At 59.0% G+C, this 13325-nt stretch carries 14 protein-coding genes; 13 read left to right on the top strand and 1 reads right to left on the bottom strand.

Annotated elements, in window-relative coordinates; genetic code table 11:
• The 6 genes from R3F07_06975 to R3F07_07000 all read left to right on the top strand — a co-directional run bounded on the left by R3F07_06975 (position 1) and on the right by R3F07_07000 (position 5890).
• Positions 1 to 360 carry a hypothetical protein gene (locus R3F07_06975; protein ID MEZ5276102.1) on the top strand — a complete coding sequence of 120 codons (360 nt, stop codon included), beginning with the start codon at positions 1 to 3 and terminating at the stop codon, positions 358 to 360.
• 140 nt (positions 361 to 500) lie between these two features.
• Positions 501 to 2936, top strand: coding sequence for an arylsulfatase (locus R3F07_06980; protein MEZ5276103.1), 2436 nt, complete (start codon positions 501 to 503; stop codon positions 2934 to 2936).
• A 241-nt stretch (positions 2937 to 3177) separates the two neighbouring features.
• Positions 3178 to 3978, top strand: coding sequence for a hypothetical protein (locus tag R3F07_06985; GenBank protein ID MEZ5276104.1), 801 nt, complete (start codon positions 3178 to 3180; stop codon positions 3976 to 3978).
• Positions 3979 to 4248: 270 nt separating this feature from the next.
• The gene (locus R3F07_06990) at positions 4249 to 4680 is read left to right on the top strand and encodes a DUF1254 domain-containing protein (protein MEZ5276105.1); all 432 of its coding nucleotides are present in this window, start codon (positions 4249 to 4251) and stop codon (positions 4678 to 4680) included.
• A gap of 33 nt (positions 4681 to 4713) precedes the next feature.
• Positions 4714 to 4872 (top strand): hypothetical protein, encoded by a 159-nt coding sequence (locus tag R3F07_06995; GenBank protein ID MEZ5276106.1) that lies wholly within the window; start codon positions 4714 to 4716, stop codon positions 4870 to 4872.
• A 379-nt stretch (positions 4873 to 5251) separates the two neighbouring features.
• Positions 5252 to 5890: an SGNH/GDSL hydrolase family protein gene (locus R3F07_07000; protein MEZ5276107.1), complete on the top strand. Its 639-nt coding sequence runs from the start codon at positions 5252 to 5254 to the stop codon at positions 5888 to 5890.
• A gap of 56 nt (positions 5891 to 5946) precedes the next feature.
• On the opposite strand, the gene R3F07_07005 is transcribed toward R3F07_07000, so the two are convergent.
• Positions 5947 to 6462, bottom strand: a complete 516-nt coding sequence (locus tag R3F07_07005) for a GNAT family N-acetyltransferase (protein ID MEZ5276108.1) — start codon at positions 6460 to 6462, stop codon at positions 5947 to 5949.
• A 61-nt stretch (positions 6463 to 6523) separates the two neighbouring features.
• Between R3F07_07005 and R3F07_07010 the strand changes: the two genes are divergently transcribed.
• The 7 genes from R3F07_07010 (at position 6524) to R3F07_07040 (ending at position 13261) form a co-directional block, all read left to right on the top strand.
• Positions 6524 to 7252, top strand: a complete 729-nt coding sequence (locus tag R3F07_07010; GenBank protein MEZ5276109.1) for a hypothetical protein — start codon at positions 6524 to 6526, stop codon at positions 7250 to 7252.
• A 3-nt stretch (positions 7253 to 7255) separates the two neighbouring features.
• Positions 7256 to 7765: a hypothetical protein gene (locus R3F07_07015; GenBank protein MEZ5276110.1), complete on the top strand. Its 510-nt coding sequence runs from the start codon at positions 7256 to 7258 to the stop codon at positions 7763 to 7765.
• Positions 7766 to 7801: 36 nt separating this feature from the next.
• Positions 7802 to 10204, top strand: coding sequence for an ATP-binding protein (locus R3F07_07020; GenBank protein ID MEZ5276111.1), 2403 nt, complete (start codon positions 7802 to 7804; stop codon positions 10202 to 10204).
• 65 nt (positions 10205 to 10269) lie between these two features.
• Positions 10270 to 10476 carry a hypothetical protein gene (locus R3F07_07025; protein ID MEZ5276112.1) on the top strand — a complete coding sequence of 69 codons (207 nt, stop codon included), beginning with the start codon at positions 10270 to 10272 and terminating at the stop codon, positions 10474 to 10476.
• 66 nt (positions 10477 to 10542) lie between these two features.
• Positions 10543 to 11178 carry a response regulator transcription factor gene (locus R3F07_07030; protein ID MEZ5276113.1) on the top strand — a complete coding sequence of 212 codons (636 nt, stop codon included), beginning with the start codon at positions 10543 to 10545 and terminating at the stop codon, positions 11176 to 11178.
• A gap of 50 nt (positions 11179 to 11228) precedes the next feature.
• The gene (locus R3F07_07035; GenBank protein ID MEZ5276114.1) at positions 11229 to 11744 is read left to right on the top strand and encodes a response regulator; all 516 of its coding nucleotides are present in this window, start codon (positions 11229 to 11231) and stop codon (positions 11742 to 11744) included.
• Positions 11741 to 13261, top strand: a complete 1521-nt coding sequence (locus R3F07_07040) for a DUF1254 domain-containing protein (protein MEZ5276115.1) — start codon at positions 11741 to 11743, stop codon at positions 13259 to 13261. Before R3F07_07035 ends, R3F07_07040 begins: the two co-directional genes overlap by 4 nt.
• The last annotated feature ends 64 nt before the right edge of the window (positions 13262 to 13325 follow it).

The following is a 13325-nucleotide window of genomic DNA, read 5'->3' on the forward strand; positions in this document are numbered from 1 at the left end:
ATGAGAACGAAGGCAGCGATAATGCACGCACTTGCCCTCTCCTGCGGCACCCTTCCAACCTATGCCCAGGACGTTCTGCCATTCCCTCCCAACCGATGGGCGGCACCGTCGGGCCGTCCATGCAGGAATCCGTCCACAAGTGGCGCGAGCAGCCGCGCCACCGGCACGGTACGGCGCACCCTGCCCGCGGCTTTCACGGTCTCGGAGACGTTCGACGTGGGCATGGACACCAGCTCGCCGGTGGCCAACGACTACTTCGAGAAGGCGCCCTTCGAGTTCGAACGGACGCTGAAAAAGCTCCACTTCAAGAACCTACCGGCCAGCGATCCGGGCTTCATGCCCTCGCCGGAGGACGACTGATGGTCGACGGGAACACATCCGCGTCGCGAGGGGGTGGGCTACGTAAGATGAGGTCGTAGGAAAAATAGAAATCTATGGGACAAATAAGACACATAAAACGACTATGGGTAAAACCGAGTAACTCAAGAATAGAGGAAACAATGAAATCATCAAAGACCGCAATTCTGTCTTTAAGTGTGTTCACTATTGCGCTCTGCAGCCAGGCAGCCGCCGCGCTAAAGAGTGGAGACGGCAACGCCATCCCCTATCCGAAAAAAGAATGGAAAGGGGTCCAGGGGAAAACCCTGGCGGACTCAAAACCCTATTTTGTCGGGCAGCCCAAAGCGCCTGATGGGGCACCCAATGTACTGGTCATCATGCTCGATGACGCCGGTTATTCGAATGCGACATCTTATGGGGGCGTCATGCGCACCTCCACTTTTGACCGAATCGCCAATGAAGGCATCCGATATACGCATATGTCCGTCGCTGCAGTTTGTTCCCCCACCCGGGGCTCACTGTTGACCGGCTACAATATTCACCAGATCGGCACCGGCATCATATCGGAGTTCGCCACCGGCTATCCGGGGTACAACTCGCAGATTGATTACACCACCCCATCCATTGCCAGGATCCTGACCGACAATGGCTATGCCACGGCCGCCTTCGGCAAATGGCACAATACCCCCATGGAAGAGGCCTCGCCAGCCGGTCCGTTTGAGAGCTGGCCGACCGGTATCTGGGGGTTTGAGTATTTCTGGGGATTTTTGGGCGGCGAGACCAATCAGTTTCATCCGTTATTGTACGAAAACACCACGGCTATTGACACCCCGGCAACAAATGCCGATGGATCGGAATTCCATCTATCCCAGGGGATGGCCGATCAGGCCATCCAGTGGCTGGACAACTGGAAAGGCCTTCGGGATGTGCCTTTCTTTATCTACTACACGCCGGGTGCGGTTCATGCGCCCATCCAGGTGCCAAAAGAGTGGCGTGACAAGTATACGGGACAATTTGATGACGGATGGCATGCCTACAGAGCGCAGCAGCTGGAACGCCAGAAAAAACTGGGCCTGGTGCCCAAAGACGCCAGGATGGTGGACTGGCCGGAAGTCCTGCCCACATGGGATTCCTTCAGCAAGGAGGGGAAGGCGTATCTGGCACGGCAGATGGAGGTCAATGCCGCTTTTCTGGAACATGTGGATTATCACATCGGGCGTCTCATCGAGCATCTTGAGGAAATGGGCGAGCTGGACAATACCCTGATTATTTATCTGACCGCCGACAACGGCGCCACGGCGGAAGGAACCCCCACTGGCACATTTTCCGAGCTCCTGATGCAGAACGGGTTCCCGCCGCTGACCATGGAACAGCAGCTGGAAAAACTCGAAGAGTTCGGCGGGCTGGATGCCTGGGGCGGGCCGCACATGGCGAACCATTTTTCCGTGGCATGGGCCTACGCATCCTCCACCCCGTTCCAGTGGACCAAGCAGATGGCGTCCCATTTCGGCGGAACAATGTCCGCTACAGCCATAAGATACCCCAAAGCCATCGAGGCAAGGGGCGAATGGCGAAGACAATTTCAGAATATCACCGACCTCGTTCCAACTATTCTGGAGGTAACAGGTGTTCCTGCACCCGACTATGTGAACGGCCAGAAACGAAAGCCGTATCCGGGAAAATCGCTCACCTATGCATGGAACAATCCCGATGCCAAAACCAACCATCCCACCCAGTATTTTGAAATGCTGGGATTTGTGGGGTTGTATCACGATGGCTGGACCATTGCCGGGAAACCGTATCGCATTCCCTGGTCGATGGATCCTCAAGCCATGGCGAAATTCGACCCCCTTAATACCGAATGGGAATTGTACAACATTGAAAAAGATCCCATCCAGCAGGTGAATGTGGCGGACAAGTACCCGAAAAAAGTCAAGGAACTGGAAACACTGTTCTGGGAAGAGGCGGACAAGTACGATGTCTATCCTATCGGCGGTTCTATGGGTAGACCGCTGCAACCGGAATCCAATCCGCAGCGGGCCGGGAAAAAACACTGGGAACTGACACCCAATGTGTACCGGGTTCCCGAGCTGGCCGGACCTGAGATCAAATCAACCAACTATGAGGTCAATGCCTATATAACGGCTGATGATACGACCGAGGGTGTGATTTACGCGGTTGGCGAACATATTGGCGGACAGGCGCTGTTTATCAAAGACGGAAAGTTGAGATACAGCTACTCCACCCTTGGCCTGTATTGGCATGATTTTGACGGGGACGTGAAAATCCCTGCCGGGGATCTTAAGATCACCCTGAAACACACAATGAAAGAACCTGTATTGAATGGGCCTTCAACTGTCGAACTCTTTATCAATGATTCAAAAGTGGGTGAAATGGACATTACTGCGACTGTATATGGTTCTTATACAGCTCATGAAACATTCGATATCGGCCGTGATGAAGGCATGCCGGTGAATGAGGAATATGCAGACAAAGGCAAATTTATATTTACACCGGGACAGTTGCACAAGGTGGTATTCGACATCAAGAATCCCGAACAGGTAGTGGAAGCCTCTGCGTACAGCATCATTGAGTAGGTTGACGTCTTATCTGAAGGAAAAACCGCAAGGGCTGCGGCCGCGATCCGGTGGCCTCACCCATGCGGACTCGAAACCCCGTTGCACTGGCCGGCGTATACCACCAGGCGGCGACGGGGAGGACATATGAGGTGTTTTGCGGCATTCGACGCCGTTGTCCCCGATGGACGCAAAGACCCCCGTGGTCGGCGGTGGCAGAGCGAACTCCGACGAATTCAAAAGGAGACAGAATATGAGAACGATGAAAGTGAACTTGCTAGCGCTCCCCCTTTCGGCAGCCTTACTGTCGAGTTGCGCACGACAAGATACAACGCCACCCGCCGCCCCTGAGCAACCTGCGGTACTGAGCGACGGCGCCGATGCCAAGTTCGATCGTGTGGATGATGTACACCAGGTGCGATTCATCGAAATCTTCCTTGTGGGCCGCGAGGCAGGCACGGGGAACATAGTCGCCGCCGTCTACAACAGCATGAACACGGCAAAGGGCATCCCGGCGTCGAAAGACACTGCCCCGCAAGCGCTGCTCGAGGGCCTCGATTTCGATCACATCAAGAGGCAATACGGCGTCCTCGGTGCGTCCTTGAACGGCCCGAAACTCTCCCTTCCCGATTGGGTGGAAATCGATGTCGGGGTCGAAAGAGATTTCAACGGTCTTGCAGCCGCGTGGGTCGCCCAACTGAACATGGGCAACAACACCAGCGTCGGTGACATGCCGCCCTACACGCCCGTGACTATCGCCCGGGACAGTGGGTTGGGTTGGAACAAGGGCAGGACCGTGATTCTCCTTGACGATGCTGAAGGCAACACCTGGATCATGAAGGGGTTCGAGTTGGGCCTCGAACCGCAATATACGTATGATGAATTCCTGGCCGCCTTGCCAGGCGTTTACCGGAAGCTCCCGGAGGGCTGGAAGGTGCGGGTCAAGACGCTGGAGGAGGATCTGATCGAGAGGCCGGAAGGCGGAGTCGCCACCATCATGCCGGACGAGTTCTTCAACGTCTATGACAAGACCGGACCAGGCATGACCAACTACAAGCCCTAGTCATTCGATAACGGGTCGACCTGACAACTCAGTGGTGGGTTGACGCTCACCACCTCCGGGCGACCCATTTCGGCCGAATGACCGCAAGAAATACAGAGTCGGCGAGAACGCCGGTTACAAGCTCGACGGGAACGGAGGCATCCCTTTTGTCATCGCCGCTGAGCCACCCGGGGGCGTACCGGACGAGAACCGGCGCCCGATCGAACGGAAGGATCCGGATATGAACATGGTCCTGCGGGTCTATGCCCCGGATCTGGAGAAAATGAAAACCTGGAAAGCGCCGAAGAGAAGCTCACTCCCGCTGAGGCGAAGGAACCCGAGGTCATCATCGTCCCCGGAATCAAGGATCATAATTGGAACGTCCAACTTCACGACAACTACTCGCGCTGGTGGCACATGATCGGCAGCCAGTTCAGTGCGCCCGGCTCCCTCCGGCGGTTGCTGATCGGCCCGAACTGGAGCGGCAAGCTGCCCGACGGATTCGTCGGGGCCGACATCGTGCCGTCCGAGTCCGACTTTGCCGGCATGGAGAAGGTCCGTGGTCCGGGCAAGCTCACCGGCGTGGACTACCTCCGCTGGGTCAGCCTGGTGCTGAAAGATCCCAGTTTCACCAAACAGACCGGCAGCCTTCGTGAAGTCACCGCCTTTGCGCGTTTCGAGCGCCTTGGGCTCAAGACCGGCACGCCGTTCGATCCCGATTGAACTCGACGCGCACCGAACCTGATCACCTGCACCATGATACCAGTCATTCACCAGAGGCTGTCTCCCGGCTCCGGTTCAGAATTCGGCCCCGGCGCCATGTATGAAGCCTCCCTCGGCGGTCAGAAATTCAATTTCTATTCCGTCAAATTGCCTCTCCTGCGCCATCGGAGGTTCGCGTCGCGCCTGAGCTAAAGAAAGCTGACACGGTCACCGGACCAGATCCCGGACTCTCCAGAAGCTGGTCGGTTCGTTGAATTGACGGTGAAAGTCTGGGTATCGACTCCACTGCTCGCCTGCCTGTTGGTCCTGACCGGATGCGTATCCAGGCAGGGCCCGGAAGTCCACGGCTCCGACGGGTCATCCCTGGTTGTTTGTTGAGGACGGATGGAAGCCTTTCGGTCTGCCCAGCCTGGCCGGAAATAGGGCTCATCCTGACACCAATAGAATATCAGGCAGTAACGGTTGACCCCTTAACTGAATCCTGGTCGCAGGTGGATGACAGCCACGCCCATGCATTCGGATTGAACAGTGGAGATTGCAATCGGCGGCAAATAGCCTACCACCCAGAGCGATGAAGACGCTTTCTGACGGTTCCACCCTGCTATTCAACGGCGACTCGATCACCGACTGCGGCCGGGCCCGGCCGGTCGGCGAACGCGACGGTCTCGGCGAGGGCTATGTTGCCTTCGTCAACGGCCTCCTCGCGGTGCGGCAGCCCGAAAAGAAAGTCCGGGTGCTGAATACCGGGGTCAGCGGCAACCGGGTCATCGACCTCCAGATCCGATGGGATGAAGACGTCATCGCGCTTCACCCCAACTGGCTCTCCATTCTCATTGGAATCAACGATGTCTGGCGGCACTTTGACAATGCCCTCAACCCGAATCAGGTTGCCATCGACCGTTACGAGGAAGTCTACCGCGGGTTGCTCGACCGCACCCGTCCCGGACTCGACGGTCTTGTCCTGATGACTCCCTATTTCATCGAACCCCGCCCGGAGGACGCGATGCGGATTCAGATGGATGCCTACGGGGCGGTGGTTCGCCGCCTGGCCGCGGACTATGACGCTGTCTTTGTCGACCTCCAGGCCGCCTTTGACCGCGTGCTTGCCCATTGCCCCTCACAGTCGCTGGCCGGCGACCGTGTGCACCCGAACAAGACCGGTCACATGATTATCGCCGAATCGTTTCTGGAAGCCTTGGGAATCCGGTAAATCCAACCACCCCGCTCCGACCGGTTGGTCGCCCGCCTGTGTCCGCCTGACCGCATTCATTCGCCTGCATCAACTTTGCCGACCTCGGCCGACATTCTGTAATAGGTGAGGCCGTCCGAATCGTCGACGAATTCGCCCCGCACCTGAAAGCCAACCCGCTGGTAGATCTTCTGGGCCCATTCATTCTCCTTCACCACGATGAGGCACACCCTCTCCACCTCTCGCCTCTTCGCTTCCGCCATGACCTCCCGGACCAGTCGGGTTCCGATTCCCCTACCCTGAAAATCGTCGGCCACACCCAGGCCGAGATCAGGCTCCGCTGAATCCAGGTGCCAGAGGAAACCCCATCCCACGATGATGCCCGAACACCAGGCCACCCGGTCAAACTTGATGTCCCGGTCCGGTTGGTTGTCGCGGGCGATGGCACGGCATACCCGGATGGTCGTCTTCGTCCCGAGCGGCCGGAAGGTGCGAAGCGAGGCCCGACTCAAATTGTTGTAGAATTCACAGAGATCGGGTCCATGCTCGGGACCCAACCGGCTGAACCTGATCGAGGCCGGTGACTTCCCCATGGTCGAAGATCTGACAGAAAACAGAGCTCCGCGCAAGGCGACACACTTCAAACCGTGGAGAATGATCGTTTGGGGATTGGTCTGCCTTGCCGTCTTTTCGACCAGCGGATGTGTCTTCCTGCGCCTGCTTGAGTTGAAGAACCAACTGGTTGAGTTCGATCAGAACTTCACCGTCGACCGTTCGGATGGACTCACCATCACCTGCCTGAATCCCGTCATGCTCGAGCAGGACATGTGGTTGCTCGGTCTGCCGCCGACCACCCGTGAATCCACCGGGGACGGGGTCGTCTGGACCCTCATCTTTGAAAAGCTCTACCCGGAGATTCCACAGGAACCTCCCGATTTCGACCTTTCCGTAAGCCTGGGATTCGTTGAAGGCAAACTCACGGGGTTTCACCTGGGCGAGGAATACTTCACCCTGATCCCGAAGGATGCCATCCTCATGACGATCAAGTCGCTGGGTCAGCTGAAGATCGACACCGCCGGTCGCAGGGCTGTTCTCGACATCGAGGAAAGCGATGCGCCCGAATGGAACTTTCGGGCACCGAAGAAGCCGGACATCGTCGCCACCCTCGGAGCGCCCTATCTTGAAGAGGGCGATGACGACGGCGGCACCATCCTCGAATACCACTACCGGCTCGTTCCGCCGCCCTCCGCATCAGCCCCGGATCAACCGGAAGATACGGGCAAGAAATACCTCATCCGTATCGTCTTTTCCCGGACCGATCACATCCTCAATGTTTCCGGAACCCTTCCCCTGGTGGGAAGCATCAATATCAGCTACGAATAGGACATGATCATCATCATCAACGGCGCACTCGGAGTCGGCAAATCCAGCGTGGCCGAGGAACTGCATTGGAAGTTTGAGAAGTCCGTCCATTTGGACGGCGATCACATCGGAGCGGTCCACCCTTTTGAGATCTACGACGAAACGCGAACCCTCCACCTGCACCGCACGCTGGAACTGCTGGTCCGATTCCACCGGGAAAGCGGCTACCCTGACATTGTCATCAACTACATCTTCGAAAACGCGGCCCAGCTGCGGCAACTCAAGGACCTGCTGAGGCCGTTGGACCCGGACCTGCGCAGTTTCCGCCTGATCTGTGACCCGGCCGAACATGAAGCACGAGTGCGGCGGCGCGGGCGGAATTCACTCGATTGGGAGCTCAAGCGCCATGTTGAGCTCACCCGCATCCAGGATGAGGCCGCCCGGGTCGGCGACATCGGCAGACCGATCGACACGACGGGATTGACCGCGGCAGAAGTCGCGGAAATCATCTGGGCGCTGGCACATTCCGAATGACCCCATGGCGACGGACACCCGATCTCAATCCCGACCATGAGCTGGGTCACCGCAATCTGGTCCATGGTTGCATCGGCGTGCCTGACGCTTGCGGCCATGCATGTGCTTGTCTGGTCGAGACACCGGGCCTCGTGGGCCAACCTGGCATTCGGGCTGGCCGCCACCGGAGTGGCCGGCATCGCGGCCGGTGAACTGATGATGATGCGGTCAGCCACACCGGAGGAGCTTGGCTCCACCGTCCGCTGGACCTACCTGGCCGTCGCCGTGGTTGTGATCGCCCTCGTCGGCTTCGTCCAGGCCAGCTTCGGGAACGGCCGAAAATGGCTCGGCTGGTCGGCCGTGTCGCTGCAGATCCTGGCCTTGGCCCTCAACTTCGCTACAGGGGCGAACATCATCCAGCGCGACATCACCGCGCTGCGACAAATGGATTTCCTCGGGGAAACCATTTCAGTGGCTGCCGCCTATACAACCAATTTCTGGATACACGTCGATCAGCTCTGCGCGCTCTTCCTCGTTCTATATGTCGCGGACGCGACCGCTAGATTGTGGCGCAGAGGAGATCCCGGGGAACGTCGGCGCGCCACGAGGGTGGGCGGCTCCATCCTGGGCTTCATTCTCCTGGCAACCGGATACAGCGCCCTGGTGGACAACCAGGTGATCCAGTCGCCGTATTTCATCAGCCTGCCGTTTCTCGCCATCGTCCTGGTCATGGGTTTGGAGTTGAGCCGGGATCTCCTGCGCTCGGGACAACTGGTGCAGGAACTGCGGACAAGCGAGTCCCGTCTGCTGACCAGCCGCGCCGAGTTGAGCGACCAATTGCAGTTTGAGCGCATGGTCACCGAGCTTTCCGCCACACTGATGCATGCGCCCGCCGCCAAGGTGGAAGAAGTCATCATCGCGGCCATGGGGCGAGTCGCAGATCTTCTCGGATTCGAGATCGCGGTGTACTCGCTGCTCTTCGGCGGGGGAACGGGACTGGTCGCTTATGTCTGGAACAAACCTGGGTTTCCCGGGATGCCGTCCAACCTGACGGAGAAGGACTTCCCCTGGAAGGCACGGGAACTGTCCGCCGGGCGGGACACCCATATCCGCACCATCGACGACTTTCCTCCCGAAGCCAGCGTCGATCGCGCCACCTATCTACGGTACGGCATCAAGTCCTCCTTCGATGTTTCCATCATGATGGGCGGGCAGCCGGTCGGGGTTTTCAGCCTGGGTTCATTCCGGAAAGAACAGTCGGTGCCGCCACAGATCATCCAGCGGCAACGCATCGTGGGCGACTTGTTTGCCAACGCCATCCTCCGCGCCGAGTCGGAAACCGCCCTGCGCGAGAGCGAACGCCGGCTGGATCTGGCGGCCGAGGCCGCCAACCTTGGACTGTGGTTCTGGAATACGCAGGAGAACACCATGTGGGCCACGCGGCGCGCCAGGGATCTCTTCGGGTTTCCTCCGGAAACGGCCCTCACCTACGAGATGTGGCTCGAGCGACTCCACCCGGAAGACAGACCCGTGATCGAGGCGGCGCTGGCCGAAGCGAGAGATCACCAGGGTATTTATGACACGGAGTACCGCATCATGCGCCCCGACGGCGAGGTGCGCTGGATTGCCGCCCGCGGTGAGGTCGCCACCGATCCCGGAAGTGAATCCACATCGATGACCGGCGTTGTTGTCGACATCACGGAACGCAGACGATCCGAGCGCGAGATCGAGCAGCAACGGAGTGAGCTGGCCCATCTCTCCCGAGTTTCCACGGTGAGCGAGCTGTCGGGTTCGCTGGCGCACGAACTCAACCAGCCACTGGCCATCATCCTGACCAACGCCCAGGCCGCCCTGCGTTTCCTCGCGCAGGACCCCCCGGATCTGAGCGAAGCCCGCGATATTCTTAACGACATCGTTTCCGAAGACCAGCGTGCCGGCCAGATCATCCAGAAGCTGCGCTCTTTGCTCAAGCACGGGGAAACCAGTCTTCGCTGCCTCAGTGTCAACGACACCATTGACGAAGTCCTCCAGCTCGCGCGCAGCGACCTTATTGAGCAGGGGGTCACCGTGCGCCGCAACCTGTCCGGGGTTCGGCCCAAGGTCATGGCCGACAGTATCCAGCTCCAGCAGGTCCTCCTCAACCTGGTCCGCAACAGCTGTGATGCCATGACCGACAACCCGGTCTCCGGAAAGCATCTCACCCTGGCAACATCGCACCACGACAACCAGGTCCGGATCTCGGTCTCGGACACCGGATGCGGGCTTCCGGCGGACCTGGAAAGCGTATTTGAATCGTTCTACACGACCAAAGAGCAGGGGCTGGGTCTCGGCCTCTCCATCTGCCGCTCGATCATCAGGGCACACAAGGGACGATTGTGGGCGGAGACACCGGACGGTGGCGGAGCGGTCTTCTGCCTGGAGCTGCCGGCCGTGGAGACGGCGCGGGCGGAGACCGGATAAACGATCGGGCCTGTCTTGTTGCGGCGATATGATTTCCGAAGAGACCCTGTCGGTGCGGGAACCCGGTGACAGCTCCGCCAAGGGCTCCCGCAACCGGGTATGTTTCCGAATCCGAAGCCGCCCGGAAGGCAGTCCGGATTCCCAATGGAAAACTCAAGTCGCTCGACAATCCGGCCGCCAAACCCGAGACTGACGTGAACCAGTTGACGGAGACACCTGTGCGCAGAAGCGCTTTCGGCGACTGGGCGGATTGCCTGTTCGCAGGCGTCTAAAACGCCGTCTGCAGCGTTCCGCACCCAAAACACTTGACTCCCGAACGTCCGCTCATCCAGCCACCGATGCCACCCTCCACTCCCACAGTCTTTCTCGTCGACGACGAACCCGGAATGCGCAAGGCCCTCTCGAGACTGCTCGGGGCGGAGGGATTCAAGGTACGTGCTTTCCCTTCAGCGAAAGCCTTCCTTGATTCGTATCGCGAGGATGAATCCGGTTGCCTGGTCCTGGACATTGCAATGCCGGACCTTGATGGCCTCGAACTCCAGGAACGGCTCTCACACTCCGGAATCCTTCTGCCGATTGTGTTTCTCACGGGTCGCGGTGACATACCCATGACGGTCCAGGCCATCAAGGCCGGTGCCGTGGACTTCCTCACCAAACCGGTCAACGACGAAGCCCTCCTGAACGCAGTGCGTGCAGCCCTGCAACGCGCGGAGGAGCAGCACGAGCGGATAGCGGAGGCAGCCCATCTGCGACAGCGGCACGGCCGACTGACGCCCCGTGAGGCCGAAGTAATGCGGTATGTGGTTGCCGGACACCTGAACAAGCAGATTGCCGCCGAGTTGGGAACTGGCGAACAGACGATCAAGGTTCACCGCGCCCGGGTCATGAAGAAGATGGGTGTCGAGTCACTGGCTGACCTGGTGCGTGCCGGCGAACGCCTGGGCCTGAGCAGGCCGGTGATCAGGGATCCGTAGTCGCGATCAGGGGCCCGGTCCGCAGCCGACCGACCGATTGCCGCTCACTGATGACCCGTGACGACGTTCCCTGCGGGGTTCACTCTTCCATTGAACCAAGGTGCAATAGACAGAAAGCCGTTCCCGTGACAGGATGCGGACCTGTGTTCCAAACCTCGCCACTTATAGCCATCCTGGACGACGAGCCGCAGATGGGCAAAGCCCTGAGCCGTCTTCTCAGGACCCATGGACTCGAGGTGACGGCCTTTACGGACGGCCGGAGCCTGCTTGAGTTCTGCGCTTCAAGATTGCCCGATTGCCTCCTGCTGGACCTGCACATGCCAATCATGAGCGGGTTCGACCTGCTCGAGTGTCTTGCCGGACAGCGCATGCCGTTCCCCGTAATCGTCATCACCGGGCACGACCAGCCGGGTAACGAGGCGCGGGTGCGGGCCCTTGGAGCCATGGACTATCTCCTCAAACCACTTAATGAACCCGAGCTAATGGCGGTCATTGAAAGAGTGATCCCCAAAGGAAGTCCGTTTCCTGTGCCCGCTCACATTCAATCCCGGATATCGAAATCATGAATACCATACGCAAACAAAATTTCCTCGCCGCTCTGTTCGTCAGCGCGGTGACGGCAACCACCTGGGCCGCCGAGCCGCCGAAAATGAAGATGACGACGGACATCCCCGAGTCGATCATCACGCCGGACTATGTTTCGACCCGCATCGGCACGCTGTCATTTTTCGACGGGTATCCCGACGACGCCACCACGCAGCTGGTTTACGACAACCTGGACTTCATCAATGGCGTAAAGGCGTTCCTCAATGCCGTGCCGGGAGCCTCGGCGGAAGCCTTTCGCACCGGTTGGGCCACCCAGGGGGCGGACAACAACCAAACGGTGATCATCATGGAAGACCTGATGGACTCCAGGTCACTCTATCTCACCCCCAACACGGAGAGCATCTACCACATGGCCTGGTATGACACCAGCGAGGGACCCCTGGTCATCGAAACCCCGCCCAATGTGCTCGGCATCATTGATGACCACTGGTTCAAATATGTGGGCGACTTCGGCAACGCCGGTCCCGACCGGGGCAAGGGCGGCAAGTATCTCCTGCTTCCTCCCGGATACGAAGGTGATATCCCGGAAGGCTACCACGTGCTGCGCTCGAAGACTTACGGCAACCTGATGTTTTACCGGGGTTTTCTCGACAATGGGAGCACGGCCACCGCCCTCAAGAATACGAGAAAATACTACCGGGTATATTCGTTGAAGGACGCCGACAACCCACCACCGATGGAATTCATCAACGTCTCCGGCAAGGCATTCAACACCATCCACGCCAACGATTTTGGATTCTTCGAAGAAGTGAATGCCATCGTCCAGTACGAGCCAAATGAGGCCTCGGATCCGGAGACCCTGGGCCTGTTGGCCTCCATCGGCATCCAGAAGGGCAAGGAGTTTGCCCCATCTCCCCGGATGAAGGCGATTCTGACCGACGCGGTGGCCGTGGCCAACGCCACCGCCCGGGCGCTTTCCTTCCGGCCCCGCCTGGAGGGCGTCTATTATTTCGATGACCGCCAATGGTTCACCAACTTCCATGGGGGCAGCTACGAATTCCTGCTGGAGCCGGGCGTGCGCAACCTGGAGGGACGGGTCCTGTTCCATTACTACGCGACGGGAATCACCCCGGCCATGGCCATGAAAATGGTGGGAGTTGGATCGCAATACGCCGCCGCCACCACGGATGCGGAAGGCAATCCGCTCGATGGCAGCAAGAACTACCGAATCCGTCTGCCTGCCGGCATCCCCGCGAGAGACTTCTGGTCCTTCGTGGTTTATGACAACCAAACCCGCTCCATGCTGCAAACCGACCAACAGTTCCCCAGTATCAGCAGCCAGCGGAAAGACGTGGTCATCAACGCCGATACCTCGGTGGATCTCTACTTCGGGCCGACCCCACCGAAAGGACACGAATCCAATTGGGTGCAGACGGTTCCCGGCAAGGGTTGGAACGTCCTCATGCGCCTCTACGGACCGGAGCAGGCGTGGTTCGACCAGACCTGGAGGCCCGGCGACTTCGAACTGGTGAAGTGATTTGACGAACTGCGCCCGCAGTCGCAAGGCGACCGCGGGCGCAGGCAGGTAATCAACCAACGGC

The sequence above is a fragment of the Opitutaceae bacterium genome, assembly GCA_041395105.1.
Classification (GTDB): Bacteria; Verrucomicrobiota; Verrucomicrobiia; order Opitutales; family Opitutaceae; genus B12-G4.

Excerpts from the sequence above, each read along its gene's own strand:
- R3F07_07030 (MEZ5276113.1), top strand. The coding sequence starts at position 10,543 with ATGCCACCCTCCACTCCCACAGTCTTTCTCGTCGACGACGAACCCGGA.
- R3F07_07020 (MEZ5276111.1), top strand. The coding sequence starts at position 7,802 with ATGAGCTGGGTCACCGCAATCTGGTCCATGGTTGCATCGGCGTGCCTG.
- R3F07_07040 (MEZ5276115.1), top strand. The coding sequence starts at position 11,741 with ATGAATACCATACGCAAACAAAATTTCCTCGCCGCTCTGTTCGTCAGC.
- R3F07_07015 (MEZ5276110.1), top strand. The coding sequence starts at position 7,256 with ATGATCATCATCATCAACGGCGCACTCGGAGTCGGCAAATCCAGCGTG.
- R3F07_07035 (MEZ5276114.1), top strand. The coding sequence starts at position 11,229 with ATGACCCGTGACGACGTTCCCTGCGGGGTTCACTCTTCCATTGAACCA.
- R3F07_07000 (MEZ5276107.1), top strand. The coding sequence starts at position 5,252 with ATGAAGACGCTTTCTGACGGTTCCACCCTGCTATTCAACGGCGACTCG.
- R3F07_06980 (MEZ5276103.1), top strand. The coding sequence starts at position 501 with ATGAAATCATCAAAGACCGCAATTCTGTCTTTAAGTGTGTTCACTATT.
- R3F07_06995 (MEZ5276106.1), top strand. The coding sequence starts at position 4,714 with ATGATACCAGTCATTCACCAGAGGCTGTCTCCCGGCTCCGGTTCAGAA.
- R3F07_07010 (MEZ5276109.1), top strand. The coding sequence starts at position 6,524 with ATGATCGTTTGGGGATTGGTCTGCCTTGCCGTCTTTTCGACCAGCGGA.
- R3F07_07005 (MEZ5276108.1), bottom strand. The coding sequence starts at position 6,462 with ATGGGGAAGTCACCGGCCTCGATCAGGTTCAGCCGGTTGGGTCCCGAG.
- R3F07_06975 (MEZ5276102.1), top strand. The coding sequence starts at position 1 with ATGAGAACGAAGGCAGCGATAATGCACGCACTTGCCCTCTCCTGCGGC.
- R3F07_06985 (MEZ5276104.1), top strand. The coding sequence starts at position 3,178 with ATGAAAGTGAACTTGCTAGCGCTCCCCCTTTCGGCAGCCTTACTGTCG.